General features: G+C 46.9%; 27 protein-coding genes. 16 read left to right on the top strand and 11 right to left on the bottom strand.

The features are described from left to right. The first annotated feature begins 61 nt into the window (after window positions 1-61). From B5E42_RS05770 to B5E42_RS05760, 3 genes are all read left to right on the top strand, one after another. Window positions 62-1,195, top strand: coding sequence for a DUF6076 domain-containing protein (locus tag B5E42_RS05770; protein ID WP_087237586.1), 1,134 nt, complete (start codon window positions 62-64; stop codon window positions 1,193-1,195). Then, entirely contained in the window at window positions 1,192-2,337 is a 1,146-nt protein-coding gene (locus B5E42_RS05765; protein WP_087237584.1) for a phospholipase D-like domain-containing protein, read from the top strand. Before B5E42_RS05770 ends, B5E42_RS05765 begins: the two co-directional genes overlap by 4 nt. Before the next feature lie 83 nt (window positions 2,338-2,420). Continuing rightward, window positions 2,421-3,575 (top strand): hypothetical protein, encoded by a 1,155-nt coding sequence (locus B5E42_RS05760; protein ID WP_087238251.1) that lies wholly within the window; start codon window positions 2,421-2,423, stop codon window positions 3,573-3,575. Between the two features lie 31 nt (window positions 3,576-3,606). Here the strand turns inward: B5E42_RS05760 and B5E42_RS19825 are convergent, their stop codons facing one another. The 5 genes from B5E42_RS19825 to B5E42_RS05740 form a co-directional block, all read right to left on the bottom strand. Then, the gene (locus tag B5E42_RS19825) at window positions 3,607-3,732 is read right to left on the bottom strand and encodes a hypothetical protein (protein ID WP_255396989.1); all 126 of its coding nucleotides are present in this window, start codon (window positions 3,730-3,732) and stop codon (window positions 3,607-3,609) included. Window positions 3,733-3,750: 18 nt separating this feature from the next. After that, the gene (locus B5E42_RS05755; protein ID WP_087237582.1) at window positions 3,751-3,978 is read right to left on the bottom strand and encodes a DUF2188 domain-containing protein; all 228 of its coding nucleotides are present in this window, start codon (window positions 3,976-3,978) and stop codon (window positions 3,751-3,753) included. Window positions 3,979-3,982: 4 nt separating this feature from the next. Next, complete coding sequence (locus B5E42_RS05750; RefSeq protein WP_087237580.1) at window positions 3,983-4,198, bottom strand: hypothetical protein; 216 nt, start codon at window positions 4,196-4,198, stop codon at window positions 3,983-3,985. Window positions 4,199-4,399: 201 nt separating this feature from the next. Continuing rightward, complete coding sequence (locus B5E42_RS05745) at window positions 4,400-5,113, bottom strand: ImmA/IrrE family metallo-endopeptidase (protein ID WP_087237578.1); 714 nt, start codon at window positions 5,111-5,113, stop codon at window positions 4,400-4,402. Between the two features lie 2 nt (window positions 5,114-5,115). Further along, the gene (locus B5E42_RS05740; RefSeq protein ID WP_087237576.1) at window positions 5,116-5,493 is read right to left on the bottom strand and encodes a helix-turn-helix transcriptional regulator; all 378 of its coding nucleotides are present in this window, start codon (window positions 5,491-5,493) and stop codon (window positions 5,116-5,118) included. 197 nt (window positions 5,494-5,690) lie between these two features. Here B5E42_RS05740 and B5E42_RS05735 point away from each other — a divergent pair, with 197 nt between their 5' ends. The 6 genes from B5E42_RS05735 to B5E42_RS05710 all read left to right on the top strand — a co-directional run bounded on the left by B5E42_RS05735 (window position 5,691) and on the right by B5E42_RS05710 (window position 13,649). Beyond that, complete coding sequence (locus tag B5E42_RS05735) at window positions 5,691-5,906, top strand: helix-turn-helix transcriptional regulator (RefSeq protein WP_087237574.1); 216 nt, start codon at window positions 5,691-5,693, stop codon at window positions 5,904-5,906. Continuing rightward, the gene (locus B5E42_RS05730; RefSeq protein ID WP_087237572.1) at window positions 5,906-7,732 is read left to right on the top strand and encodes a class I SAM-dependent DNA methyltransferase; all 1,827 of its coding nucleotides are present in this window, start codon (window positions 5,906-5,908) and stop codon (window positions 7,730-7,732) included. Before B5E42_RS05735 ends, B5E42_RS05730 begins: the two co-directional genes overlap by 1 nt. Before the next feature lie 4 nt (window positions 7,733-7,736). After that, the gene (locus B5E42_RS05725) at window positions 7,737-8,657 is read left to right on the top strand and encodes a restriction endonuclease subunit S (RefSeq protein ID WP_087237571.1); all 921 of its coding nucleotides are present in this window, start codon (window positions 7,737-7,739) and stop codon (window positions 8,655-8,657) included. 223 nt (window positions 8,658-8,880) lie between these two features. Further along, window positions 8,881-10,119: an IS110 family transposase gene (locus tag B5E42_RS05720; protein WP_087235867.1), complete on the top strand. Its 1,239-nt coding sequence runs from the start codon at window positions 8,881-8,883 to the stop codon at window positions 10,117-10,119. Between the two features lie 313 nt (window positions 10,120-10,432). Further along, window positions 10,433-10,711, top strand: coding sequence for a hypothetical protein (locus B5E42_RS05715; protein ID WP_162613917.1), 279 nt, complete (start codon window positions 10,433-10,435; stop codon window positions 10,709-10,711). Beyond that, entirely contained in the window at window positions 10,701-13,649 is a 2,949-nt protein-coding gene (locus B5E42_RS05710; protein ID WP_087237568.1) for a type I restriction endonuclease, read from the top strand. Before B5E42_RS05715 ends, B5E42_RS05710 begins: the two co-directional genes overlap by 11 nt. A gap of 75 nt (window positions 13,650-13,724) precedes the next feature. Here B5E42_RS05710 and B5E42_RS05705 read toward each other — a convergent pair whose 3' ends face one another. Continuing rightward, window positions 13,725-13,976, bottom strand: coding sequence for a DUF6061 family protein (locus tag B5E42_RS05705; RefSeq protein WP_087237566.1), 252 nt, complete (start codon window positions 13,974-13,976; stop codon window positions 13,725-13,727). A gap of 64 nt (window positions 13,977-14,040) precedes the next feature. Continuing rightward, window positions 14,041-14,181: a helix-turn-helix domain-containing protein gene (locus tag B5E42_RS05700; RefSeq protein WP_087237564.1), complete on the bottom strand. Its 141-nt coding sequence runs from the start codon at window positions 14,179-14,181 to the stop codon at window positions 14,041-14,043. Window positions 14,182-14,414: 233 nt separating this feature from the next. On the opposite strand from B5E42_RS05700, the gene B5E42_RS05695 reads away from it, so the two are divergent. Beyond that, window positions 14,415-14,897 (top strand): hypothetical protein, encoded by a 483-nt coding sequence (locus tag B5E42_RS05695; protein WP_087237562.1) that lies wholly within the window; start codon window positions 14,415-14,417, stop codon window positions 14,895-14,897. 3 nt (window positions 14,898-14,900) lie between these two features. On the opposite strand, the gene B5E42_RS05690 is transcribed toward B5E42_RS05695, so the two are convergent. Continuing rightward, window positions 14,901-15,659, bottom strand: a complete 759-nt coding sequence (locus B5E42_RS05690; RefSeq protein ID WP_087237560.1) for an ATP-binding protein — start codon at window positions 15,657-15,659, stop codon at window positions 14,901-14,903. 225 nt (window positions 15,660-15,884) lie between these two features. Here B5E42_RS05690 and rplM point away from each other — a divergent pair, with 225 nt between their 5' ends. Further along, window positions 15,885-16,316 (top strand): 50S ribosomal protein L13, encoded by a 432-nt coding sequence (gene rplM / locus B5E42_RS05685; protein ID WP_087237558.1) that lies wholly within the window; start codon window positions 15,885-15,887, stop codon window positions 16,314-16,316. 17 nt (window positions 16,317-16,333) lie between these two features. After that, window positions 16,334-16,738, top strand: a complete 405-nt coding sequence (gene rpsI / locus B5E42_RS05680) for a 30S ribosomal protein S9 (RefSeq protein ID WP_087237556.1) — start codon at window positions 16,334-16,336, stop codon at window positions 16,736-16,738. A 252-nt stretch (window positions 16,739-16,990) separates the two neighbouring features. On the opposite strand, the gene B5E42_RS05675 is transcribed toward rpsI, so the two are convergent. Next, window positions 16,991-17,977, bottom strand: a complete 987-nt coding sequence (locus tag B5E42_RS05675; protein WP_343214177.1) for a tyrosine-type recombinase/integrase — start codon at window positions 17,975-17,977, stop codon at window positions 16,991-16,993. Between the two features lie 133 nt (window positions 17,978-18,110). Then, window positions 18,111-18,737, bottom strand: a complete 627-nt coding sequence (locus B5E42_RS05670; RefSeq protein WP_162613916.1) for a helix-turn-helix domain-containing protein — start codon at window positions 18,735-18,737, stop codon at window positions 18,111-18,113. A gap of 159 nt (window positions 18,738-18,896) precedes the next feature. Between B5E42_RS05670 and B5E42_RS05665 the strand changes: the two genes are divergently transcribed. The 4 genes from B5E42_RS05665 to B5E42_RS05650 all read left to right on the top strand — a co-directional run bounded on the left by B5E42_RS05665 (window position 18,897) and on the right by B5E42_RS05650 (window position 25,394). Then, window positions 18,897-19,130 (top strand): hypothetical protein, encoded by a 234-nt coding sequence (locus B5E42_RS05665; RefSeq protein WP_033121804.1) that lies wholly within the window; start codon window positions 18,897-18,899, stop codon window positions 19,128-19,130. A gap of 137 nt (window positions 19,131-19,267) precedes the next feature. Next, window positions 19,268-21,577 (top strand): DUF3987 domain-containing protein, encoded by a 2,310-nt coding sequence (locus tag B5E42_RS05660; RefSeq protein ID WP_087237550.1) that lies wholly within the window; start codon window positions 19,268-19,270, stop codon window positions 21,575-21,577. 353 nt (window positions 21,578-21,930) lie between these two features. Next, on the top strand, window positions 21,931-23,211 hold the full coding sequence (locus tag B5E42_RS05655; RefSeq protein ID WP_087237548.1) for a plasmid recombination protein: 1,281 nt from the start codon (window positions 21,931-21,933) through the stop codon (window positions 23,209-23,211). Window positions 23,212-23,354: 143 nt separating this feature from the next. After that, entirely contained in the window at window positions 23,355-25,394 is a 2,040-nt protein-coding gene (locus B5E42_RS05650) for a hypothetical protein (protein ID WP_087237546.1), read from the top strand. Between the two features lies 1 nt (window position 25,395). Here the strand turns inward: B5E42_RS05650 and B5E42_RS05645 are convergent, their stop codons facing one another. Beyond that, on the bottom strand, window positions 25,396-26,199 hold the full coding sequence (locus B5E42_RS05645; RefSeq protein ID WP_087237544.1) for a Dam family site-specific DNA-(adenine-N6)-methyltransferase: 804 nt from the start codon (window positions 26,197-26,199) through the stop codon (window positions 25,396-25,398). Window position 26,200 lies beyond the last annotated feature (1 nt).

Here is a 26,200-nt window from a genome sequence, read left to right as displayed (position 1 = left end):
CATGACAAGGATTTAATTATGTGCTATTATGAAAATAGAAAAACATGACAGGAGGGAGAAGATGGATCAAATCATCAACCATGCGGTTTTATCGCTGGATTTCTGGCAGGATACAGTAACCTATGAGGGGTGTACGATGCCCGCAGGAACTATTGGCTGCGAGGTGCTGAACATCCCGGACAGCACCATTGGAAAGCTGGATACTCCTTGCAATGTGCTGAACCAGCTGCTTCAGGGGATGAACACCGGTTCCGTGGATATGGAGCTGCTACCGCAGGTGCAGCAGGCCGCTGGCGAGATCATCTCTTTTTTACAGACCACATCGCCCTTCTCCCGCCTGAATCGAAGCTATTTCGAGCAAAAACTTGCAACCATCTTTTCCGAAGAATACATGGAGGATGCCAAAGCTTATTTGCAGCTCACCCAACAGGAGCAGCTGATCTGTGCCTTGACTGGTCAGCATGGCAAGGCGACCATGCTCGTGCGAATCGCGCAGGTGCTGGGGCATTTGAGTTATTCTCTGGGGCAGTACAAGGAAGCCTTGACGAAATTTGCAGAGCGGTTGAATGAACCAGACTATGACCGTACCTCGGACGGTTATGCGACAATGTTCGGGCAGTTCTTCCAAGGTGAGCCAACCCTGTCGCTGGATAACCCGGCCTGGATGACCCTAACCAATGCTTCGGTGCAGTATGTATCCGCCATTCGCCCCGGAAAGACAGAGCCGCAACTGGTCAAGCGGATGCACTATGTCTCCTTTGTGGGAATGTTCCGTTCCGATCTGTTTGAGGGACTTTGTGTGGGCCATGCACCCAAGAAATGCCCCATCTGCGGCAGATGGTTTCTCACCATTGACGCACGGCATACCAAATACTGCGGCGGTCTGGCCCCCGGCGACCAGCGGGGACGGACGTGCCGACAAATCGGCAATCTGAGAGGCCGGGAGCAGCGGGAGCTTGCAGATGATCATCCGATAAAGGCTATTTATACCCGGCGGATGAACACCATTTTGCAAAGCACCCGCCGTGGAAAGCTGGATCACGAAACGGCAGCAACTATGAAGAAGCTGGCAAAAGATAAGATGCTACATGCAATTACTGATACTACCTATGCGCAAAGTGATTATCCAAAAGAAATGGAACAGGATACTTTACTAAAAGAGGTATTACATCGTGGGAGGTGTAATAGAACATGATGACTATGGAAATTCACGATAACTTAGCCGTATTCGGAGAAAACGAATGCATTTATCAATGTGTACTTGACGATTTTAAAAATGCGAAATTCATTGGGATAATAACTTTTAACATCTCTCCAAGTACAAACAGTCAACTCCTCAAATCTTTGCAAGAAGCCTGTTTGAAAGGGACGGATGCTGTTGTTATTACCAATATTCCAAAGAGATTCCCATCTTACTATGGTCACCAATATGCTTTAGCCGCAAGAAACATGATCGACTCATATATGCGACAACTGAATCCGCAGAATTATGGAATGAGGCTAAGTCCATACTTTTCTTTTCATAATCACGCAAAAATTGTTATGACGGATAACATCGTTTATTGGGGGTCCAGTAATTATTCCGATGAGAGTAGCAGAAATTTTGAGTGTGGCACTATATCTACAAATAAAGAGTTGATTGGTTTCTTAAAAGATTCACTGTTTCCCGAGGTACAGAGAAAGTCCGTTCCGTATTTCAAATACAATTTTGCTATGGCAATTGCTAATATTGAAGCTCTAATTCCTGCTTGCAAAATAGCAAGAGAAGAACTGCACGACGCTGCGTTTATGCCGTGGTCAGATTACGATACCAACTTTGAAGAAAAGTGGATCTATCGAACAACAGAAAGTGGACTGACGCTAAAATTTCTACGGGGATTTACTGAATATTTTTCTGCATTTGATGATGCACTAAATGTAATTGATGATATAGTTGACGAGTATTCTGATCTGGATGAGCTGCCAGAGAAAGTAGAAATTTTAAGAGGGCTATATGAAGATTATATGCGCTCTTACGACAGCTTTCATGAATCCATTTCATTATTATTTGAAGACCTGGAAGAAGTGGCACGGTACGATACTTCTGATGAGGCTTGTGGAATAATTGCTAATGATTATGGCATGGAAGCCTTCGATGAAAATTTTGACTACTATGCAGAAAAAGCCATGACTGAAGCTGCGAATAAATATGAAGAAATTATAATCGGTTCAGAGCAGACTGTACGTGATGCATTAGATAGCCTTGATTCTATGATTGAATATTTTGAGCAATTAAACATAAATTTGCATCAACTCCTCGAAGTTAGTCCTGAAATTGATAACACCAGTGTAAATTAAATTTCTATTCAATAGTAACGGGTAGAATCTGCGAAAGGAGGTGCGCTGTGCTAAAAGATTTCTCGTGGAATACGACTGGATACATTCCCAAACACCGTATCGAGTCATCCGGAAGCGGTCTTTCCGAATACTTGGCGGAGCGCATTTTCCAGCTTGACCCGGAGCCACCTGTCCGTGAAAATCTGAATGATTATATTATTAAGGCCGTGCAGAGCCGAGAACTGTGCTGGTTTTCCTTTTTTCTGCATCACTATGAAAATCGGCTCAATGGCCGTATTCGCCGTTTCCTGCTGCGGGAGGGGCTGGATCGCTATGACCCGGAACGCTTTTTGGACTACAAAATGGGCTGTGTACTTGCCATGCTGGATTGTCTCAGGGAATACGATCCCTCACAAGGGGCGGATTTTCTGACCTATGCCCATCATTTTATCGGGAATGCCCTTTTGACCTGCCGGATGCAGGAGGAGGCCGGTTCCTTCGAAAATGTGGATGAGTACAAAGCTGTGCGTGGGATTGCTTGGCTCTATAATCAATCCGGTCAGTCTGAACAGGCGGCGATCCAGAAATATGCTCAGAAACATAGCTGCTCAAGTGAAACCGCAGCAAAGTTTTTGGCGTTGGCCAAGCAAAACCAAAGCCGTGTTCCGTTTTACCAGACCGTACAGGACGAGGACAGCGAAGAAACCGGCGAGGATGTCAGCCGGGATGACCATTGGGACTATGCGGAGATTCTATGGAATGGCATCCAGGCGGAAGCTGTCCGAGAGGCATTTGAAAAGCTGAATTACCGGGAACAGACCCTTTTGGAAAAACGAAACGCCATCTGTATGACTTGTGGGCGGGTCAGCCCACTCAGCACCCGGTTGACCTTTGAAGAACTGGCAATCCTCTTTGAGGGCAGCACAGCCAGCGGTGCAGAACGGGCCTATCGTAAAGCCGTGGAGCATTTGGCTTGTCTGCTGACAGAAGCCGGGGTGCTTCACATGATTCGCCTGAAACGTAAATCCCAGATCAAACACAAAAAGAAAATCGCCGCCGCTGTCTACCTGTATCAGGTGGACAACGACGGCGAATGGGGCGAGATTTCGTTTGATTTTGAGGTCGAAACAGCGGAGATCATCCGGCTGGCGGAATGGGATACGACGGTAAGCAAGAAATTTGCAAGAAAAGTGATTCAATACTTTTTGAACAGTGATTCTGATAAATTATATAAAGAAACCTCTTTGATATGTGAATAGGAGCCTGTGCAATTGCACAGGCTCCTTTCCATCAGTGGGATTTTGCTTTGTGGTTTGCCAAAGTCTTTCCTGCTTTGCTTTTTGCAGCCTTGGAAGAACTTTTGGATGCCAGAGTTTTCCCGGCTTTACCTACCTTGCCACCATGATGTACAGCCATATTTTTCACCTCCCCGACTTATCCTTTTGGCGGATAAGGATCTCCACCATGACTGTCTGAGGACTGAATCCGTCCATTCATGCCATGAATTACGAACTCTGTACCCTGATTGCGGCTGATTTGTCTGCCAGCATTTACGGCTTCTTGTTTAGTCGAATAGTGGCCGCTGGAGCGCTGAGCCCCGCCACGTTTTACATCCCAGCCGCCATTGGGATTGTGAACGACATGATGAGAAGAACGAGCCATAGAATCACCCCCTATGTGCATCGGGACAGCAGATTGCACAGCCGTCCGCATCGGAATAGATTTTCTTCGCTTGAGCAACCGCCTCAACCTCGTTTGCATAGTAGCCTACATACTGTTTGCTACGAATGCCAAGCTGTGCAGCGTGCTCTTTCGTGTGAACCTCGTGATGAAGACCGGGATTTGAGGTCTGGTTGTCGTTAATATAGTAATGCTTATACATGATATATTCCTTTCCGCTTGACCAAACAAGCTATACATGATATTTTAATGATGTACACATCGTAAATGAGCGGTTAGTCTGTGCCAGCAGATTGCCGCTCTTTTTAATTGCGCATATAGCACCACCTCCTCAAAATTCACATATTCGCTTGTTCGCAGATTCCTAACATTTGGGCTGTTTTTAAGGGAATCCAAGATTCCCTTAAATTGAAATTTTAAATTGGAATGGCGTTGCATCAAAGGTGATCATGTTCAGCGCATTTAATCGATAACGCATAGCCTGCTTTGATACGCTGAATACATCAGCCATGTCGCAAATGATGCTTTCTACCATATAATCGCATGGGAGTGGGTACTTAGAGCCCAAATTGTTACTTCGCTTTTTAAACTCCTCCCGAACTACATCCTGAGGCATCAGAAAAGCGGCTGCACATGTGTTTGCCTGATATTCTATAAAGTCCAATGAGGTTTTCAACTGCTTCTTGCCATTTAATGCTTTTTGGCTTGTGCTATGGATGTAATCAGGCTTTTCTCGTCGAAAGCAATTTTTATGAAGGACTTGATGAAATACCTCGTGCATCACAGTGAAGTTTTCGCGTCCTCTATTCTCCGATTCTGTAAGGGTGGCGTCAATGAGAATGCACCCCTTGGGAAGATACACTTTTGAGGGTAACATACCTTCACGATAACAAGGTTCCGGCCACACCCATATATATCCGGCATTGAATGCTGTTGCACCCAGAATGGACTGATCCGGGGTGATGTATTTCCAGTCGTATTCAACGCCCAGACACTTTTCAATGACTGCATATACATCGATAGACTTCGGCTTTTTTAGGCGCTCAGGATCAAACCGGAATAGAAGTTTCTCAGCTTCGGATTCCAGTTGACGTGCAGAATAATTGTAATGGATCACACTTATTTCTTACCTCGCTCCTGTTCCTCCATCATTTCAATGACTTTTTGCCATACTTCACTGGAGGCGTTGTTGTCACGTGCCATACGAAGTGCAACACGTACTTGCTCATTTCCCATGATATATTCCGGCAGATCAGGAGACACAGTGTTTTCCTTTTCACCTGCGGCCAAATCGAACATGGTGTTGGTTTCATCTTCGGACAGGCACAAAATACGGGATAATTCGTATAGTTTATCTTTATCAGGGGGATAACGATGCCCCTTTTCGATATCACTCATGTACGCTGGTACAATTCCTAATTCGGCCGCCAGCCCACGCAGTGTCAATCCACGGGATTTTCGCTTTTCAGCGATAAATTCTCCGAACTTGCCATTCATAGCACTTCCTCCTTGATAGAAATAAGCGTGTTCGCTTATTTCTAACACCATTATATACGGCAACACAAAGAAAGTCAAGTGCGTTTTCTGAATTTTTTAATGTCCATTTGGTACTATGATTTTTTGACCAAATGTTATATACTTAAATATGAAATCTAAATTTTAGATATTTGGTTTATTGAAGGAAGGAGTTAGGCATGGCTGTATCCTACAAAAAGCTTTGGAAGCTGTTGATTGACAGAGATATGACGAAAACAATGTTGCGTAAAGAAGCTGGAATTACCACAGCAGCCCTTGCAAAGCTCGGGAAAAATGAAAATGTTAATACCGAGGTGCTTGTGAAAATATGCAGTGTTTTGAAGTGTGACATCTCTGACATTATGGAACTTACAGATGAAAGGACTAAGGAATAATGGATAAATCGAATTTTGGGCAGATCGTATCGTTTTTGTTCGGCATTGCCAACGACTGCCTGGTAGATACTTATGATGTGGGTGATTACAGAAAGATTATTCTGCCAATGATGGTGATCCGCCGTTTTGATGCAGTTTTGGAACCTACAAAAGAAAAAGTTCTGAAAATGAAAGCACAGTTGGATGCTGCTGGTATTACTGAGCAGGACGAAGCTCTGTGCAGTGTGGCAGGAGAAGCTTTTTGCAATAGCTCCCCTTATACATTGTCCGACTTGAAATCCCGCACAAATCAGCAACAATTAAAAGCTGACTTTATCTTGTATTTGAATGGTTTTTCTCAGAACGTGCAGGATATTATCAAACGCTTTGAGTTTAGAAATCAGATTGATAAACTCTCAGAGCATGATATTTTGGGCTTGCTCATAAGTAAGTTTACCGATTCTACCGTTAACCTCTCAAACCGTCCTGTGTACGATGCACAGGGCAATATTGTACAGCCTGCACTGGATAACCATACCATGGGAACGGTGTTTGAAGAGGTAATCCGTAAATTCAACGAAGAAACCAATATTACTGATGCCGGACGCCATTTTACCCCCCGTGATATTGTAGAATTGATTACCGATTTGGCGTTTGTGCCGGTAAAGGATAAAATTCAAAGTACAACCTACCGCATCTATGATGGGGCCTGTGGAACAGGTGGCATGTTGACCGTTGCTGAAGAGCGTATTCAGGAAATAGCAAAGGAAACGGACAAGAAAATATCCATCCATCTTTATGGTCAGGAGAACTCCGACGAGACCTATGCAATTGCCCGCAGTGATATGCTGGTTAAAGGCGAGGGTACGCAGGCAAATAATATTTTCTTTGGTTCTACTATCTCTAACGATGGTTTTGCCGGAGAGTCCTTTGACTTTATGCTCTCCAATCCTCCCTTTGGAACTCCTTGGAAAACGGATCTGAAAGCATGGGGTGACATCAAAAAAGACGATATCACAGATACTCGTTTCCGTGTGAATTACAAGGGTGAAGACTTCTCTTTGATTCCGGATATCAGCGATCCACAGATGTTGTTCCTTGCCAATAATATCAGCAAAATGAAAAGGGACACCGTGTTAGGCAGCCGTATTGTTGAGGTTCACAACGGCTCATCTCTCTTTACCGGAAAAGCTGGTCAAGGGCCGTCCAATTTGCGTCAGTACATTCTGGAACAGGATTTGTTGGAAGCAATTGTTGCTGTTCCGGAAAAGATGTTCTATAACACCGGAATTAGTACATACATCTGGGTTCTTGCTAATAAAAAGGAGGAGCGGCGCAAGGGTAAAGTACAGCTGATTGATGCCACCTCCTTCAAAAAACCTCTGCGTAAGAATCTGGGCGAAAAGAACTGTGAGGTTGACAAAGCTATTAGGGAGCACATTCTGGAATTGTATATGGCGTTTGATCAGGCCGATGAACGTTACAGCAAGGTATTTGATACCTACGAGTTCGGTTATTGGGAAGTACCTGTGTACACCCCCAAATATGATGAAAACGGAAAGCCAATTCTGGATAAGAAAGGTAAACCTGTGAAACCAAACAGCGACAAGGAGATTATTCCATTCACTTACGAGGGTGGTATCGAAGCCTTTATTGAAAATGAGGTCAGACCGTATGCGCCGGATGTGTTTATCAAACCGGGTTCTGAAAAAATAGGATATGAGCTGTCCTTTACAAAGTATTTCTATCAACCAGTACAGCTACGCACGCTGGAGGAAATTACTCAGGATATTCGAGCAATCGAGCGTGAAACCGACGGCCTTCTGGAAGGAATTTTAGGGGGCTGATGCAATGAGAAGATATGAAAAATATAAAAGTTCAAAAGAAGCTGTTTGGTATAATAGCATCCCGGTAAACTGGGTATCTACAAAAATGCGGAAGGTTTTTTCCGAGCGTAGGGAGAAAGTTTCCGATAAAGATTATCCTCCTCTTTCCGTTGGGAAAATGGGAGTGGTTCCTCAGCTGGACACTGCTGTTAAAACTGATAATGGGGATAACAGAAAGCTAATTAGGAAAGGTGATTTTGCCATCAATAGTCGTTCTGATCGTAAAGGATCAGGCGGTATGTCAAACTATGATGGTTCTGCTTCCCTAATTATCACCGTTTTGAAACCGCATCATGAATTAAACGTAAACTTTTACCACTATCTTTTGAGAAATCATTACTTCTCTGAAGAGTTTTATAGAAATGGAAAGGGACTTGTTTCTGATCTATGGACTACAAAATGGGAAGAAATGCGAAATATTTATATTCCTGTACCACCTCGTGAAGAGCAAGATCAGATTGTTCGTTATCTGGATTGGCAGATATCTAAAATCAACCACATGATTCATGGATTTCAAAAGCAAATCAAGCTGCTCGAGGAACGTAAAGTCACCCTTATAAATAATGCCGTTACAAAAGGAATTGATCCAACTGTCCCAGTTCAAAACATTCCGGGCTGCTGGATGGGAAACATTCCGGCTCACTGGAAAATGATTCCTTCCAAAAGAGTATTTGTCGAAGGCAAGGAACGTCGTAGAGATGAGGATGTGTCTGCAACCGCCAGCCAAAAATATGGGATTATTTCACAAGAAGAATACATGCGTAGGGAGGGCAGGCGAATTGTCGTTGCCAATCAGGGGCTGGATAATTGGAAACATGTAGATCTGGGTAATTTTGTAATTAGTTTACGCAGTTTTCAACGCCTCATGAAATGCCATCACAGCTGAGAATGAAAATATAGTCTGTGCGTTAACCGAAGGATTTGCTAAACTGAATACAGCAGGCGTAGTCCGGTTGCACCTTGGTGGATTTTCACCCCGTTTGTTCAACGTGGACGAGTTGCCCAAGAGAACAGCAGTATGTTGCGTCACATAAGTGAAGAGCACGAGTAGCAAAGTTCGGATACCCACCCGGGCAATTCCCAGCCTGCATAATTCAGGGAGGGATTTGATGCAAGACATATTGACCTGCGCCATGGGACTGGATATTCATCGTGACGTTATTGTTGCCTGTCTTGCCAAAGGTGAACTGGGCACCGATCCGGAAATCGAGATTCGCTCCTTCAGCACACTTATCCCGGAAATGCGGAAACTGCGGGATTGGGTGTTGGAAGCAGAGTGCCGCTATGTCGCTATGGAGAGCACCGGGATCTACTGGCAGCCTATTTACGAAATGCTGGAGCCATGTTTTGATGGGCAGATCAGCATTCTGGTCGTGAATGCCCGCCACATGAAGAATGTGCCTGGGCGCAAAACGGATATGCGGGACGCGCAATGGATCGCCACATTGCTCCGTGCCGGATTACTAAAGGGAAGTTTTATCCCAGATAAGACCTTCCGGGAACTGCGGCATCTGACCCGGTATCGTAAGAGCATCGTTCGCGACATTACCGCCCAAAAGAATCGCATCGATAAATTTCTGCAAAGCTCCGGTTTCCGCTTCACAGCGTTTCTGTCGGACGCATTTGGCGCTTCCGGGCGAAACATCATCCGTCATCTCATGGAATACGGAAATATTTCGCGGGAAGCTCTGGATCGGTGTCTGAAAACACAGACCCGGAAACGTATCGACGAAATACTGATTGCCTTGAACGGTTCGCTCTCGGAGCACCAGCGCGGCTTTCTTCGCATGATATTTGGGCACTTGGAAGCACTTGAACAGCACCGGCATACTGTGGAGGACGCTATTACGAAAGAGATCATAAAGCACGAAGAGGCATTGAGCCTCCTGTGCTCCATACCGGGTATTGATGTAACTGCGGCAGCAGCCATTATCGCGGAGATTGGTACCGATATGAGTGCCTTTCCGGATTCCCAGCATATATGCTCCTGGGCCGGTTTGAGTCCCGGTAACAACGAGAGTGCCGGAAAACGCAAGAGTGCTCACATTAACAAAGGTAATCCGTATCTGAAGAGTATGCTCTGTGAGGTGGGATGGGTCATCTCCGGAAAACGAAGCTTGTACCTCTCCGGTTGGTACTGGAGGATAAAACAGCGGAAGGGCGCTAAACGTGCAACGATTGCTTTGGCTCGCAAACTGCTGGCGCTGATTTACACGATGTTGAAGACAGGTTCTCCATACAACGAAGACTGTTTTGAGATCCGCAGAAAACAAAGTGAGCGCAAACGGGCCAGCCGTATGGTGAACGAACTGCAAAAGCTGGGGTACTTTGTGGTGGCACCAGGCTGATTCCCACTGTACCATACTTCGGCCGGCGACAGGTTTTGGCCTGCCGCTTTTTGTGCTGCGATGGTTTTTCATGAGGCGTTGAAAGCCTGTTTGTCAAGGTTCACGCCCTCGCTACTTATTTTCGTAGCAAGGTGGTATTGAGCTTTGCGAAATTACTGGATGTGTAACATGGCATTATGTCGTATTACTTCCCCAGGAAATGGTTTGCACACAATACTTCAAGTGGTTGTTAAAATCAAAATCATACATCAAAGCATTGCAGGGCACATCAGAATTCATCCGGGATGGGCAGGATTTAAGATATTCTAATTTCGTGAAAGTAGATTTGCCATTAATCCCCTTGGAAGAGCAAAAAGCTATTGCCGATTATATCAATGTAGAGGTAGCCAAAATCGATAGTGTACTCCCATCATTCCAGAAGGAAATTGACCTCTTGAGAGAATATCGTACCCGTTTGATTTCTGATGTTGTAACTGGTCAGATTGATGTGCGTGATGTGGTAATTCCAAAATACATACGGGAGGATGATACCGAAATCGATGTAGCAGATACACCGGATGATACAGAGGAGGTGGCAGAGGATGCCGAGTAATACAAAGGAAAATGGTTTTGAAACTTTAATTGTAGACTCACTGGTCAATAACAATGGCTATGAGCAAGGCGATACAAGCGAGTATCATAAAGAATATGCCATCGACGAAGGTAGATTGTTCCGATTCCTGTTGTCCACGCAGAAAAAGGCAATGGATGAACTTCACATTCTGGATAGTGATCTGGAAAAAGAACGTTTTTTAAAGCAGCTGGATAAGAAACTGAAAAATGATGGCGTTATTGAGTTGCTTCGTAAAGGTATACGTTATAAACATCTGCGTTTGGACTTATTCTATGTTCGCCCTTCTATCCATAATCCAGAAGCAGCCGAGTTGTACGAAAAGAATATTTTCAGCGTTACTCGGCAGCTGCAATATTCCAGCTTCAATCCTCGTCTGGCTCTGGATGTATGTATTTTTATCAATGGTCTGCCAGTAATCACTATGGAGCTGAAAAATCAGCTTACCAAACAGAATGTGTTTGATGCGGTAGAACAGTACAAAAATGACCGTACTCCAGATAAGGTGCTGTTTAGTTTCAAGCGTTGTATTGTTCACTTTGCTGTCGATGATAACGAGATAAGAATGTGCACGGAGCTGAAAGGAAAAAAGTCTTGGTTCCTGCCATTTAACAAAGGATTTAATGACGGTGCAGGCAACCCGCCAAATCCAAACGGTATCAAAACCGATTATCTTTGGAAAGAGATTTTGACCAAGGATGAGCTGTCCAATATTATTGAAAACTATGCTCAAGTCATTGCTGAAAAAGATGAGGATACTGGTGCTATAACATATAAGCAAGTGTTCCCACGTTACCATCAGCTTTCTGTGGTAAAGTCTCTGTTGGCAGATGCAAAACGAGATGGTGTCGGCGGGCGATATTTGATCCAGCATAGTGCTGGTTCCGGAAAGTCCAATTCTATCGCATGGTTGGCACACCAACTTGTAACACTAAAGAATGACAGTGGAAAAGAAATCTTCGACACCGTTATCGTCGTAACAGATCGTATCAATCTGGATAAACAGATTAAAGATACTATCAAGCAATTTATGCAGGTGTCCGCAACAGTTGGTTGGGCCAAAAGTTCCAGTGACCTAAAACAGCTTCTAAAAGAGGGCAAGAAAATCATCATTACTATCGTCCATAAGTTCCAGTTTATTCTGGATGACATTGGCGAAGTACATAAAGATAAAAACTTTGCCATTTTGATTGATGAAGCTCATTCCAGTCAAAATGGTTCCTTGTCTGCAAAGATGAACATGGTCCTTTCCGGAAGTGTCTATGAAGATGAGGATGAGCTGGAAGATAAAATCAATACCATTATTGAAGGCAGGAAAATGGTTAAAAATGCCAGCTATTTTGCCTTTACTGCTACACCAAAGAATAAGACATTAGAGATGTTTGGCAAAAAAGTACCTCTTCCAGACGGAACCACGAAGCCTGAGCCTCATTATGTTTATACCATGAAGCAGGCTATCGAAGAAGGCTTTATCATGGATGTGCTAAAGTATTTCACGCCGGTGCAAAGCTATTATAAATTGGCAAAAACCGTTGAAGATGACCCGCAGTTTGATAAAAAACGTGCGCAACGGTTACTGCGCTACTATGTGGAATCGAACCAATATGCAATTCACGAAAAGTCTAAGATCATCGTGGAGCATTTCCATACAGAAGTGATTGCGAAGGGAAAAGTCGGTGGCAAGGCCAGGGCTATGGTAATCAGTAGTTCTATCAAAAGGGCCATTGAATATTACAAGGAAATCTCTAAACTTCTGGAGGAAAGAAAGAGCCCGTTTAAGGCGATTGTTGCATTTTCTGGGACTGCGGAGTACGAAGGAAAGCAAGTTACAGAAGCAGATTTGAATGGTTTTCCGAGTGCGAAAATTGAGAAAACATTCAAGGCAGACCCGTACCGAATTCTGATCGTTGCCAACAAATTTCAGACGGGTTTTGATGAGCCTTTGCTGCATACCATGTATGTAGATAAGGGCCTGTCAGATATTAAAGCAGTGCAGACACTTTCTCGACTAAATAGAAGTCATCCAGATAAAAAGGACACGTTCATTCTGGACTTTGTCAACGAACCAGGAATTATCAAACAGGCTTTCGATCGTTATTATAAAACCACCATACTTTCTGGAGAAACGGACGTAAATAAGCTTAATGATTTAATTGACACTATGGAGTCAATTCAAGTGTTCAATGATCAAGATGTGGATACATTGGTTGAACGATATCTGGCCAATGAACCTCGTGAAGTTCTCGATCCGATACTTGATCGATGCGTTGAGGTCTATAAAGATTTAATTATGGAAGATCAGATTGATTTTAAAAGCAGTGCCAAAACTTTTGTACGCACCTACAATTTTCTTTCTGCAATCCTCCCGTATGGCAGCATTCAGTGGGAAAAATTGTCTATCTTCCTAACTCTTTTACTTCCTAAACTTCCAAAGCCTGAAGGTGAAGATTATACCGAGGGTTTGTTGGAAGATGTTGACCTGGAAAGCTATCGTGCAGAAGCCCAAGAAACCATGCGTATACAGTTAGAAAACGAAAATGGTGAAATTGCTCCTGTTCCAGTTAGTACCAGTACCGGCATTGATGTCCCAGAACTCGATTCGCTGACAAATATCCTAAAGGAATTCCATGATATTTTCGGCAACATCGAATGGACAGACGAAGATAAAGTTAAGAAGCAGATCAACGATATTATTGAAAGCGTCCGCAAAGATGAACGATATAACAATGCTATGCAATACTCCGACAAGCAGAATGCTCGTGACGAAAGTGACCGTGCGGCCCATGAAGCTGTATTGAACAGTATGCAAAGCGGGCTTGAACTTTTCAGGGAAGTTCAGAACAATCCTTCTTTCAGAAAGTGGTTGTTTGATAGCGCATTTAATTCCACATACCAGACAAATAGCCAGCAGCATCCATAAAAATCTACGAATTCTCTATGCGAAAAAGCCGCCAGAGGCATCATTCCTTGGATGTGCCTCTGGCGGCTTTGCTTATCAATCGAAATCTAACTGTGGAGCCTCCGTTACGGTTCGCAGGTATTCTTCCGGATCGCCATTCAAAATCAATTCCGCATAAGACAGCGGATCGTTGTAGATGAGCCAGTCCAGTTCAGACCGCTGGAAACGGTTATTCGCCACCTCATCCTCAACGGCAGTACAGTTAATGGAAATCATGCTGCCGTTAGAATATTTTAGCTCCACACAGGCGGTGTCGATATTAAACTCACAGGAAATCAGTTTTTTCATGGGAATACCTCCAAAATTTGATGTTCTGGAAGTAATGTAAGCGTGGGTTTGTGGTGTGATATCCTTAACTATGGGAAACTCCTCTCTCCCACTTGCTGACCGCCGACTCCGTGACAAAGAGCTTATCGGCAAATTCCCGCTGGGTGAGTCCCAGCTCCTTCCGGCGGCGGCAGATGTACGCGCCAAAGGTCTTTTTGCTTTCCATATTCAAACATCATCCTTTGCGGCAGGGGTTTGTCTTGCGGGGCCGCTCTCACCATACGGCCCCGGGGACAAAATTGCAAGCCTTTGGCGGCATTTTCCCACTCGACCGTTAGGAAAGTCCTTGTTTTGCAGGGGTTTCCCAGCCGTCGGGGCCCAAAGGCTTGCGTTTCGGATGCCAATGCGGTATGGTAGCAGATGTCTTGCGGGGCACATCAGAAAAAGGATGCCTGCCCGATGAAATACCTGTGCGTACTGCTCACCAAATACCCGGATCGCTTCGCCCGCGTGCTGGCCCGCCTCAGCGGCCAAGGGTACACCCATGCCTCCATCGGCCTGGAGGACGGGAACCGCTTTTACAGCTTCTCCTTCCGGGGCTTCACGGAGGAGACCCCCGACAAGCTCCGCCGCCGCGGCGTCACCGCCAGCCGATGCTACCGGATTCCGGTGGCCGACAGGGCCTACCGCCTGGTGGAGGCCCGCCTCCGGGCCATGGCCGCCTGCCGGGCCGACTACCACTATAGCTATGTGGGGGTGGCGCTCTGCCTGCTGCACCTCCCCTTCCGCCGGAAGGGCCGCTACTTCTGCTCCCAGTTCGTGGCGGAGCTTCTCTCCGCCTCCGGGGCCCTTCCTCTGCGGAAGGCCCCCTCCCTCTACCTGCCCAACCACTTCCCCGCGGAGCTGGACGGGGCCTGCCAGGTGGTGCCCAGCCCGGTGTGAGGGCTACTCCCCATCGGGCAGGGGCACCCGGCGGTGCTCCACCGGCCCCCAGGCGGGGAGGGGGAGGCCCTGCATGGCCCCGAACACCCGGCTCTTCAGGCCGGGGTACTGCTTGTCCAGGGTGCGGATGAGCTCCTTGACCTCCTGCCGCTTGGTGTTCCCGTCCGCCGGGCAGGGGTTGAAGATCACCGGCAGGTGGTTGCGCTCCGCCGCGTTGCGCAGCAGGCCTTCCCCGCAGTAGAGCAGGGGGCGGATCTGGGTGATGTCGGTGCGGTCTAAGTAGGTCACCGGCTGGAAGCAGGAGAGCCGCCCCTCGTAGAACAGGGAGAGGAAGAAGGTCTCCACCGCGTCGTCAAAGTGGTGGCCCAGGGCGATCTTGGAGATGCCCCGCTCCTTCAGGGCGTTGTGGAGGGCGCCCCGCCGCATCTTGGCGCACATGGAGCAGGGGTTCTTCTCCTTGCGGAGATCGAAGATGATGTGGTGGATCTCCGAAGTCAGCAGGGTGAAGGGCACGTCGATGGAGCGGCAGTACTCCGCCACCGGGGCGAAATCCATCCCCTCGCCCCCGTCCACGCGGCCCATATCCAGGGTGAAGGCCTCCACAGTGAAGGGCTTGGGGTAGAACTCCCGCAGCCTGGCCAGGGCGGCCAGCAGGGTGATGGAGTCCTTGCCGCCGGACACCCCCACCGCCACCCGGTCGCCGGCCTGGATCATGTCGTAGTCCTCCACACAGCGGCGGACGTAGCTTAAAATCTTGTTCATAGGCACCTCAAAATTTGAAAATTGAAATGGAGCATGAGGGAGATTAAGAGAGCTAAAGGGAGAATTCGGGAGATTCTCCGATCCTAAATTAAAAAAACGAAAAAACATGTTGACACCCGGGAACCATCGTATTATAATACAAAACGCTCCAGTCGTAAAGATTGGGGTTTTGATTCTGTTTAGACTATTTTAAGCATAGAACGCAAAAAAATTGGAGGTTTCACCATGTCCACTTTTATGGCCAACAAGGGGAACATCGTCCGCAAGTGGTATATCCTCGACGCGGCGGGCAAGCCCCTGGGCAAGACCGCTGCCGCCGCGGCCGTCCTGCTGCGCGGCAAGCACAAGCCTGAGTACACCCCCCACGCCGACTGCGGCGACTATGTCGTGATCGTCAACGCCGAGAAGGCCGTTCTGACCGGCAAGAAGCTGGAGCAGAAGTACTACCGCCGCCACTCCGGCTGGGTAGGCGGCCTCAAGGAGACCAAGTACCGCCTGCTGATGCAGCAGAAGCCCGAGTTGGCCATGCAGCTGGCCATTCGCGGCATGATGCCCCGCAACATCATCACCAAGGATTCTCTGACCCGCCTGCATATTTACCGCGGCGCCGAGCATCCCCACACCGCCCAGAAGCCCGAGTCCTGGGCCGCCAACTAAGCAGGAGGTACAGACAAATGTATAAGAGCAAGAAGCCTTATCTGTATGGCACCGGCCGCCGCAAGTCCTCCGTGGCCCGGGTGCATCTCTTCCCCAACGGCACCGGCTCCATCACCATCAACGGCCGTGACATCGACGAGTACTTCGGCCTGGAGACCCTGAAGCTGCTGGTTCGCCAGCCCCTGGCCACCACCGACATGCTGGGCAAGGTGGACATCGTCGCCACCGTCACCGGCGGCGGCGTCACTGGCCAGGCCGGCGCCATCCGTCATGGTGTGGCCCGCGCCCTGCTGCAGGTCAACCCCGAGTTCCGCGCCGCCCTCAAGGCCGCCGGCTTCCTCACCCGCGATCCTCGCATGAAGGAGCGCAAGAAGTACGGCCTGAAGGCTGCCCGCCGTGCTCCCCAGTTCAGCAAGCGCTAATCTCACTTACCTAAGAGATAATTTTCACTGCTTCTCAGTACGTCTTTGGACGCTGTTTTGCAGAAAATTGGATGGTTTTGGAGTTGTGAGAGTTCCTCAGAAGTGTTCCGTTTTACTCCGTAAGGAGCAAGCAAGGAGCACACAAGGAACAAGAATCGCAAGCGAAAACAAAAGCCTTATGAAGCAGGAGATCGTTCCGCAAGGAGCGTATCTCCTGCTTTTTTTGTGCTGCACGGCTTTTCCTTCTTCCTTTTAGATCTTGTTGATTGCCTCCACCAGTGTTTCAATATCCAGGTGGGTGTAGACACGTTCGGTAAGTGTCATGGCACCGGAGTGTCCCACAATCTTTTTGATCATGGTTTGGTCTACGTGGGCTTCTGTCAGCATGGAGATACAGGTGTGCCGGGTACAGTGTGGCGTCTGGTCATATCCAAGCTGCTCCATCAGGGGCGTGAAGTAACTGTCGTAGTAGTTCCTGTAATCAAAGTGCTTTTGATCCGGCGTGTGGAGCAGATAGTCACACTGAGAACCTTCGTACCACGCTTTGTAGAATGGCAGCACCTTGTCGGCAATAGGAACTTTCCGTAGGCCGTTTTCGGTTTTGCTGGCAATCACATCAAAGTACTGTTCTTCCAGATGTACGTTTTCCTTCTTCAAGTCGAGGAACTCCGAGATGCGGCAGCCGTTGTAGATCAGCATTAGCACGATCTGATAGTACGGGTCCTCTGCAAGCTCCCACAGGCGGGCGATCTGCTCCTTCGTGAACTTGTTCCGGTCACGCTTGTTGGGGTTCTTATCCTTGTACCGGCTCAAATCCACAAACTCAGAGTAATCCTTGTTGCAGATGTCGTTTTTCATGGCATAGGCGTACAGTTGGTTGAACAGACCCTTGAGTTTTTTCAGAGTAGGGTAATTCTTCCCGCAGGTGTCCACCACAAATTGAAGGTCCATCAGCCGAATATCCCGAAATACCTTGTTGTAAAGTGTTCCGCATACCCGATAGGACGCCTCATAGCCTTTTACATTTGACTTGGAGATCGTGGGAAACTTCTCCTTTGACCAGCGTTCATAGACCTCCTGGAAGGTGGCCTTGGATGCCTTGATGTCAAAGGGATTGCTGTTGTACTCTGCCAGCATTTGCAGCCCCTCTGCTCTGGTTGCCGCATAGCCGATGGTGATTTGTTCCTGAACGGTTTTCCCTGTTTCAGGATTGACGTGCCACCCTACCGTTTTCCTCACTGCATAGGGCCTTCTTCGCTTTCCGGACATTTTCTTGACGCTTCCATATCCGTTGGGTAATCTCAAAAAATCTCAAACTTCCTTTCTCCCAGCGTTTGAATTAAATTTGATAAAGGGTATGCAACACCCTCTGTTACTCCTGGTCGCCGTTTTCCTCGGCGGCCTTTTTCATTTTCTCCAGCATCTGCCGATCCAGTTCGTTGCGCCGCTGAATGCGCTCCAAATCGGAGAGGACTTCCACTTCCTTGTCCTGCAACTTGGCATCTGCGTAGTAGGCCAGTTCCTTTTCAATCCAGCGGTCAAAGGATTCCTGATCGGTCCAATAGGTTTCCAGCTTTTCACGCTCGTCCCGGAACTCTTCCAAAATCAGGCACAGGGAATCATTCATCTCTGCGGACCGGTCATTCCCTTTGAATTTCAGGGAGCAGGACCATTCTTCGCTGTGGGGCGGGCGCTGGACGTCAATCTCGAACCGGATACCGGCCTTCTTGTTTAACTGGTAAAGAACCGCAATCACATCAGCCAGGCTGTCCAACTGGATTTCAGGTTTCTGGTAGCCAATCAGGTCTGCCGGAGATATGTTTAAGATTTTGGCGATAGCATTGATCATCGCTATGGATGGCTCAATTTCACCGCTTTCGTATTTTTGAACTGTGCGCATCGTCTTGTCCAGACGCTGTGCCAGCTCTGTTTGGCTCAAGTGAGCGGCCTTGCGGGCTGCCTTGATTCTCTCGCCAATTTCGGCTGGGTTGCTGTGCATTGTCATCACCTCGCTTGTATTGTAACACGAAGTCGTGCGAATTACAAGGTCGTAATACGAATAATTTTTTCGTATTTAGTGTTGACAAGCAGGCTTGAATGGCTTATAATCAAAATACGAACTAATAATTCGCATATCGGCAACAAGGAGGTCATTCACATGGAGAAGAAAGTTTATGTCGAACTGCCGCCCTTCACTGGACGCAATGTCCCCATCACCGAGATTGCAGCCGCCATGCACAAGGATGCCCAGTATGTGCGCATTGGATTGCAGCAGGGAATCCTGAAATTCGGCTATGCGATCAAGTTGGAGAACTCCAACGAGTACAACTACTACTGTCCCGACAGAAAGGTGTGGGAGGAAATTGGATACTTCCAGCCGGAAACCGCATAAAAAAAGAGCCCTCATCCTGGCAGATGAGAACTCTTGGCGGACAGTACAAACGGCAGCTACCGTGTGACTATCACTCAGCAAGGATATTATAACACGACAGCTGCCAAATTCAACAATTATTTAAGGAGGAACAGAATTTGACAGCTTTACCAGACAGCATCATACAAAATGGTCTGTTCTGCTGCTGGAAGTACGAGGAACGGAATGGAAGGAAAACGAAGGTGCCATACCAGCCAGAAACCGGCCTGGGAGCGAAAAGCAACGATCCTTCCAGCTTTGCACCTTATAAAACAGCAGTGCAGGCCAGCGGATATGATGGCATCGGAATTGGCATTTTCAACGGCATCTGTGCGATTGACCTGGACAACTGCGTTTCGGACAGCGGCTATTACACCCAGACCGCCGCAGAAATTGTGGCCTTAATGCACAGCTATACCGAGTACAGTCCCAGCGGCAACGGTCTGCACATCCTATTTTCGGCAAAAGGCTTTCAGTATGATACTAAGCGATTCTACATTATGAACCATCGGGCTGGAATTGAGGTGTATGTGGCAGGAGCAACCAACAAATATGTCACAGTGACCGGCAACCGCTGCGAGGATTATGAGTATGGGGACCGGACCCAAGAACTGCAAACGCTACTGGATAAGTTCATGCGCAGGACAGAGGTAGGTGCAGAAAATGCAATAAATGCAAAAAACTCTGATTTAAGCATGGAGCAGCTTCTGCAACTGGCAAAAAGCAGTAAGAATGGGGCAGCGTTCACAGCCCTTTGGAACGGTTCGTTGGAGGGATATTCGTCCCCATCAGAGGCGGATCTGGCACTGTGCAGTCATCTCGCCTTTTGGACAGGACGGGATGCTGCCAAGATGGACACTATGTTCCGGCAGTCGGGATTGATGCGGGATAAATGGGACCGGCAGCAATCCGGCACAACGTATGGTGCAATCACCATTCAGAAGGCAATCGAGCATTGCCGGGAGATTTACACTCCAAAAGCGGAGCCGTCACCGGTTTTTCAACCTATTGTTCCGCTGACGCCACAGTGGAGTGATCTGCCTGCATTTCCGGTAGACGCTCTCCCGGATGTGATTCGGAATTATGTGAGTGCGGTGGCCGAACACAGTCAGACTGCCCCGGACATGGCAGCGGTGATCAGCCTGGGTGTGCTGGCTACCTGCTTACAAGGGAAATACAAGATAGAGGGAACGCCAGGATACTGTGAGCCTTTGAGCTTGTACACAGTGGTAATCGCCGCACCGGGGGAGCGAAAGTCCAGCGTCATGCGGGATATGACCACATTCCTCTATGAGTATGAGCAGGAATATAACAAGGCGCACAGCATGGAAATACGGGAAAACCATTTGCATCGGGAATCTCTGGAGCGCCAGATCTCTGGTCTGCAAAAGAAGCTGGAGCGCAAGGAAAGCCGGGAAATGGAGTTGGAGCTGCGGCAGCTTCAGGAGCAGCTGGAAGAAACTCCAGAACTAAAGCCGGTTCGCTTTTTTGCGGACGATTGTTCCAGTGAAGCGCTGACCAGCTTAATGGCAGCCAACAACGGAGTGTTCTCCGTGATCTCCACTGAGGGCGGCATCTTTGACATCATGGCAGGACGGTATTCTAACAAATCCAACATTGATGTCTGGCTGAAAGGTCATTGTGGAGATGCCATTTATGTGGATCGAATGACCCGTGAAGCAGAGTGCATCATGCACCCGGCACTGTCGGCTATCCTCTCAATTCAGCCCAGTGTGCTGGACGAAATCATGTCCAATACCACCATGACCGGGCGGGGCTTGATTGCCCGCTTCCTGTATGCGTCCCCACCGTCCAGAATTGGCAGCCGAGTCTTTCGTGCCCAGCCGATTCCGCCCGAAGCAACCGCCGCTTACCGTAGCTTGATTTTTCGCCTGATGGCTCTGCCGATTGGTGGGGATGCCCAGACAGTACACGTTTCCGAAAAAGCCTTTGACCTGATGGCCGATTACTTTCAGGAACATGAGAAGTTTCTGGTTGGCGAGGGACAGGCAATTTCCGATTGGGCAAGCAAATATATCGGTGCCGTACTCCGGATTGCGGGATTGTTGCACTGTGCTGATATGGAAGATGACAAAACAGAAGTGACAGCTTCTACGATGAGCAGGGCAATTCAGATCGGCAAATATTTTCTGGCTCATTCCACCTACGCCTATTCTATGATGGGTACTGACTTGAGCATCCAGAAAGCCAAATTTGTCTTGGCAAAGCTGAAAAAGAAGAACATATCGGTGATCAAGCGTTCTGAGCTTTTTCAGATGTGCCGGGGAAAGTTTTTCAAGAAAACGGAGGAGATTTTTCCGACTTTGGAATTACTGGAGGGGCATGGATACATCCGGCTGGAAGAACCGGAACGCCAGTCGGTAGGCAGACCAGCCGATGTGAAAATCATCGTGAACCCCGCAGCATGAAACCGGAATTTTCTGCATTTATTGCATTTCCTGCACAGAGTTGCACTCTGGTATCGCACCACCGTCCCCATCGAAAAATCCGCAGATTTGGAGATGGATAAGTTCGGGAGAATCCGGTGGATTTTCCCGAACTGTGGGCGGCAGGATTGCTTGCAGAAGCAAGGATGCCGGACACACCTGGTTTGCTGTGTGGATAGCACACGCAAGCCAGGGAGGCTCCCGCAGAAGCCGCATCCCCCTCGGAGAGCCCACGATACTTTGCAGCCGCAGGATGAAAGTATCATAGTGGGTTATTACACTTCCGCAGGAAGTGCGCCCCGGCCCGCAGGCCGTACAAACGTGAAAGGAGATCTATGGCGAGAAACGACGGGATTGACCGTACCAGCGCAAGAAATGTAAATCTGACTGCCGCTAAAATTGGAAATGCCCAGCGACACAATGAACGAGAAAAAGAATCCTATACCAACCCAGATATTATACCAGAACGCACCCCTCAGAACATCCATTTTAAGAAGCCTACTGCCGGATATGCAGAGATGTTTGCACAGATGGAAAAGGATGGTGTAATCTCCACTCGTGGCCTGAAAACGGATGCCAACCTTTACGGGGAACTGATTTTTGATGTCAACTCCGCCTACTTCTATAACCATGGTGGGTATGAGTTTGCCAAGCGATTTTATGAGGACGCTTACAGGGCTGCCGTAGAGATCGTGGGCGGCGAACAGTATATTCTCTCCGCTGTCATGCACGCCGATGAGCGTAACCGGGCCATGTCCGAAGCACTGGGGCAGAATGTATTCCATTATCATCTCCATGTGGTCTATGTTCCGGTTGTGGAGAAGCAGATCCTCTGGTCCAAGAGGTGCAAAGACAAGTCACTTGTGGGAACTGTCAAGGAAACGATTATGCAGGTGAGCAGTAGTAAAAAATGGCTGTCTAAACCGGCATTGGACGAACAGGGAGTCCCTATTCTCCAGAAGAATGGCAAGCCGGTACTGCGGAAGTCTTACAGTGTCCTCCAGGATGATTTCTTCCAAGCCATGCGCAACGCCGGATATTCTGATGTGGAGCGTGGAGAACGGGGCAGTTCCGAAGAGCATTTGACCGTGACGCAGTTCAAGGTAGAACGGGAACAGGAGCGATTGGAACAACTTACAGCACAGACGCAGCAAAAAGAGCAACAGGCAGCTTCTCTGGAAAAGAAGATTGAGAAGATTCAAAAGCAGCAGGTTGCTGTTCAGGAAGTGGAGCAAATAGAACCCCATACGGTTCCATTTTCCTCTAAAGTCATGCTGGATCGTTCTGAATATGAAAACCTGGCAGCTGCGGCAAAGAAGTTTTATGTCCGGGAGCGCAAGGAATCCAAGCTGCAAAAGGCTCTGGATGCAGCGATGAAAATGATAACCGAGTTGAAAGCAAAGGTCGCCGCACTGACCACAGAACTGGCAGAGTATAAGTCCGTTCGTGGTCAGCTTCGCACCGCAGAACTGGAAAAAGAAAATAGAGAGCTTCGCGGTGCACTCCGTAGATATGAAGTTGAAATTTCTCGGAATAATTTGTGGTCGTATTTCACCATGAATAAAGAAACGCTCCGGGATAAAAATCCTCAAAGCACAAAGCAATTTGATATTTAAAATATAGTTCCATAACTAAAGTAGCCCTCCATACAACGGAGGGCTGCTTCTATTAGTGAAGATTTTTTCTCAATTCTTGTCGAAGTATGCTATAATTATCTTTGTATAACCTTACGAAGTATATTTCGGCAGGAGGTTGCTTTATGCCAAGAATATTTAGAATACACGGAGATAACATTGTAGAGTGTGAGCGAATCACCAATCTGATTTTAGATGAAACGAACCCGACATCAATTGAAATTTCCTTGAAATCACCGTCTACCATTGTTTACAACATAAGATTTGATTATTTGGGTCGACATTTCGAATGGCAGTTGGAATTGCTTCCGGGTTTTAACAAAGCAGGTCGTAGAAGATGGGAAGGCAATATTTTTGCAGGTCTCAAAAAAAGCGGTAGCTTTCTTGATGAAACGCCGGATGCGGTTGTCACTTATGTAGAAGATGGACTGGAAACTATTCTTTATGCGATTGAATTTTGCAGTGCGCTACAAGCTGGCAATCAAGCATGGCAGCGAAGTGGACGTGCTTTCTCTACAGGTCGTACAGGATGTCCGTATTTGTACATTGTAGACTTTGTAAAATATGAATTGAACAGTCGCACTCGAGAAAGGAAGGCTCTTCGTTTTCCAAATCCTGCTGTTCCATACAGTTATATCAGCTTTTCACGAGAAACTAACAATTTTGTTGCCCAAGTTTATGTCCGTTCAGAAGAATTTGACAAACACTTTGATCGTTCCTTAAGAAATTTCGATGAGAATAATTTTGCGGACAAAGAACTTTCCCGCTACATTGTTAAGCGGATGTGTGGCTTCGATACCCAGAATGAGGAAGAAACAATTCTTCAAAAAAATTTAAATGTGGTTCTATTTCTCGCAAGCAGCTCTCGTCCAGCTACAAATTTCACACCAGCACAGTGGAGGCAATTGTACGAATCTCAGCAAGGAATAGTGCAATTTTCGTTGGAGAATTCGGGCTTCAATTTCCGAAAAACCATTACCGCAAAAGGGCACCACGGTTGCTCTGCTGAATTTCTTGATTTGGTAGAAAGTCTTAGTGTTGGATTGGCGTCCAGAGATCTTCCTTTTGGAATTATTCCCGCTGAAAATAGGCGAAGATTGGCGGATGGGATATACCGTCTCTACCCAAATTATGATAATGCAGTACTTGATAGAATTGCTTCCAACCATTCTGACTTAATCCTATGTATGATTAAAGGGTTTAAGCCGAGAGGTGATGACAATCGACCTGATAGAGGAATCCTTCCATTAGCTGCTATGCTCACTTCTGCTGATACAGAAGTGATGACTTATATTTACGGACCGGTTATTGAACGCAGTTTTAATGCACTTGTTGAAAATCCAGGACGCCTTGCAGCTTCCAGTGGCTTTTGGCGATCCATCCTCGCCTTGAGTAATTTCGTCGCGCTTGATGTTCCCGTACTTGCCAGATGTCCTTATGATGAGGAAATCCTTTTAGACACTTCTGAGTTGAAAGAGCGCTATATACAATGGCCTGATGAAGATGGCTTAACACAAAATGTTTTTTCAAGCATCCCACAATCTTTCCACGAGGATGATGTTGATACAGGAATTCATTTTCTCTTTTCGCACCTTCTTCGCAGATATTGTTTCGAAGGGATGTGCAATCCTCCTGGTGGCGATTGGAGTGGACTTTCTGTTCTTTATGGAGACTATGAAGTGCGCTGGTTGTCCTTGCCTCGTGTGAGTGAAGAGGTTGAGGGTAAACGCCCTGACCATGTTTTGGAACTGTTTGGGGTATTTAAACGTCCCGTTCTGCTTTCTATTGAATCAAAAGAACGTTCTTTTGATTTGGAAGAAAATGTTGGGGAAGGACTTGTAAACTATATCCGCAATCTGATGGATTATATTCCTAACGTGGAAAGACGGTTTTATCCTCGTACTCAGGAATGGGTTCGATCGGAAAGTTTCGTTGACTTTGATGCGTTTAAAATAGTTTCTGCTGCGGCCTACCTACGAGGATCTGCACAGGAAGACCGCATTGTTTTCGAACGGAGCCATTGTGATATGCTGTTTATCATGGAGCCTGTTGAACACGGGTGGGAAATCGAAATTGTTACCGCTACCCATAGGGCAGAAGTTTTAAAAGAGTTTATTTGTGAAAAAATTGAAGAAAGTGGATTCCCCGATATAACTGTTTTCTAAGCTACCAATTGAGATACAGTGATTCTAAAACTTGGATACTTTCTTTGTCCATAACTTTTTTGAAACTGGAATTGCCCGATGGAATAAACTCATGTCGTTTATATAATTCTTTTGGTAACTCAACCGTAAAATCATCTTCTCCTCTGATGCCATCAAAAGAGAGCATATATTTAATACCTTTACGGTTCAACTGTTCCAGGTAAGTAAGAAAAGTGTCAAAATTTATAGTACCATAATAACGACCCTTCGTATGAAAATACGGAGGGTCTAAATATATTAGATCGCCCGTTTTGGCACTTTCAGTCGTAATAGTATAGTCGGCAGCAACAAATTCCGTGCCTTGAATATGTTTTGACCAATCCAGAATTATCTTTTTCAAGCTGTCAGGAGATATGCCAGGGCGAGTATGATGTAACGAATTGTTAAAATCGCCATTTGCATTAAAACGAATTAAGCCATTAACACACGTTCTGGATAGAAACAGCAGGTCTTGAGGAGAGCGGCTTCTATTAAAGTCATCTCTAATAGAATAATATGCCTGGTATCCTTCTGTTTGTAATCTCGTCCAGCGAAGTCGATATGATTCAGACAATTCGATTGGATTGTTCTTAATTTCATTCCACAAGCCGATTAATGGGATGCAAATATCCCCACAAACAGCATCCGAGGGATCGATAGCATATAACATAGATCCGCCACCAACAAATGGTTCATAGTATCTATTAAATTGAGCAGGTAAGTATTCTTTTATTATTGCGGATTGGCTACGCTTGCTGCCACTCCACTTGATAACGGGCTTGAGCATT

Origin of the sequence: Flavonifractor sp. An10, from assembly GCF_002161215.1 — a bacterium.
Lineage (GTDB): Bacteria > Bacillota > Clostridia > Oscillospirales > Oscillospiraceae > Flavonifractor > Flavonifractor avistercoris.
This window is presented reverse-complemented; position numbering and strand designations above follow the sequence as displayed.

Excerpts from the sequence above, each read along its gene's own strand:
- B5E42_RS05770 (WP_087237586.1), top strand. The coding sequence starts at position 62 with ATGGATCAAATCATCAACCATGCGGTTTTATCGCTGGATTTCTGGCAG.
- B5E42_RS05765 (WP_087237584.1), top strand. The coding sequence starts at position 1,192 with ATGATGACTATGGAAATTCACGATAACTTAGCCGTATTCGGAGAAAAC.
- B5E42_RS19825 (WP_255396989.1), bottom strand. The coding sequence starts at position 3,732 with ATGGCTGTACATCATGGTGGCAAGGTAGGTAAAGCCGGGAAAACTCTG.
- B5E42_RS05755 (WP_087237582.1), bottom strand. The coding sequence starts at position 3,978 with ATGGCTCGTTCTTCTCATCATGTCGTTCACAATCCCAATGGCGGCTGG.
- B5E42_RS05750 (WP_087237580.1), bottom strand. The coding sequence starts at position 4,198 with ATGTATAAGCATTACTATATTAACGACAACCAGACCTCAAATCCCGGT.
- B5E42_RS05740 (WP_087237576.1), bottom strand. The coding sequence starts at position 5,493 with ATGAATGGCAAGTTCGGAGAATTTATCGCTGAAAAGCGAAAATCCCGT.
- B5E42_RS05735 (WP_087237574.1), top strand. The coding sequence starts at position 5,691 with ATGGCTGTATCCTACAAAAAGCTTTGGAAGCTGTTGATTGACAGAGAT.
- B5E42_RS05730 (WP_087237572.1), top strand. The coding sequence starts at position 5,906 with ATGGATAAATCGAATTTTGGGCAGATCGTATCGTTTTTGTTCGGCATT.
- B5E42_RS05725 (WP_087237571.1), top strand. The coding sequence starts at position 7,737 with ATGAGAAGATATGAAAAATATAAAAGTTCAAAAGAAGCTGTTTGGTAT.
- B5E42_RS05720 (WP_087235867.1), top strand. The coding sequence starts at position 8,881 with ATGCAAGACATATTGACCTGCGCCATGGGACTGGATATTCATCGTGAC.
- B5E42_RS05710 (WP_087237568.1), top strand. The coding sequence starts at position 10,701 with ATGCCGAGTAATACAAAGGAAAATGGTTTTGAAACTTTAATTGTAGAC.
- B5E42_RS05705 (WP_087237566.1), bottom strand. The coding sequence starts at position 13,976 with ATGAAAAAACTGATTTCCTGTGAGTTTAATATCGACACCGCCTGTGTG.
- B5E42_RS05700 (WP_087237564.1), bottom strand. The coding sequence starts at position 14,181 with ATGGAAAGCAAAAAGACCTTTGGCGCGTACATCTGCCGCCGCCGGAAG.
- B5E42_RS05695 (WP_087237562.1), top strand. The coding sequence starts at position 14,415 with ATGAAATACCTGTGCGTACTGCTCACCAAATACCCGGATCGCTTCGCC.
- B5E42_RS05690 (WP_087237560.1), bottom strand. The coding sequence starts at position 15,659 with ATGAACAAGATTTTAAGCTACGTCCGCCGCTGTGTGGAGGACTACGAC.
- rplM (WP_087237558.1), top strand. The coding sequence starts at position 15,885 with ATGTCCACTTTTATGGCCAACAAGGGGAACATCGTCCGCAAGTGGTAT.
- rpsI (WP_087237556.1), top strand. The coding sequence starts at position 16,334 with ATGTATAAGAGCAAGAAGCCTTATCTGTATGGCACCGGCCGCCGCAAG.
- B5E42_RS05670 (WP_162613916.1), bottom strand. The coding sequence starts at position 18,737 with ATGCACAGCAACCCAGCCGAAATTGGCGAGAGAATCAAGGCAGCCCGC.
- B5E42_RS05665 (WP_033121804.1), top strand. The coding sequence starts at position 18,897 with ATGGAGAAGAAAGTTTATGTCGAACTGCCGCCCTTCACTGGACGCAAT.
- B5E42_RS05655 (WP_087237548.1), top strand. The coding sequence starts at position 21,931 with ATGGCGAGAAACGACGGGATTGACCGTACCAGCGCAAGAAATGTAAAT.
- B5E42_RS05650 (WP_087237546.1), top strand. The coding sequence starts at position 23,355 with ATGCCAAGAATATTTAGAATACACGGAGATAACATTGTAGAGTGTGAG.
- B5E42_RS05645 (WP_087237544.1), bottom strand. The coding sequence starts at position 26,199 with ATGCTCAAGCCCGTTATCAAGTGGAGTGGCAGCAAGCGTAGCCAATCC.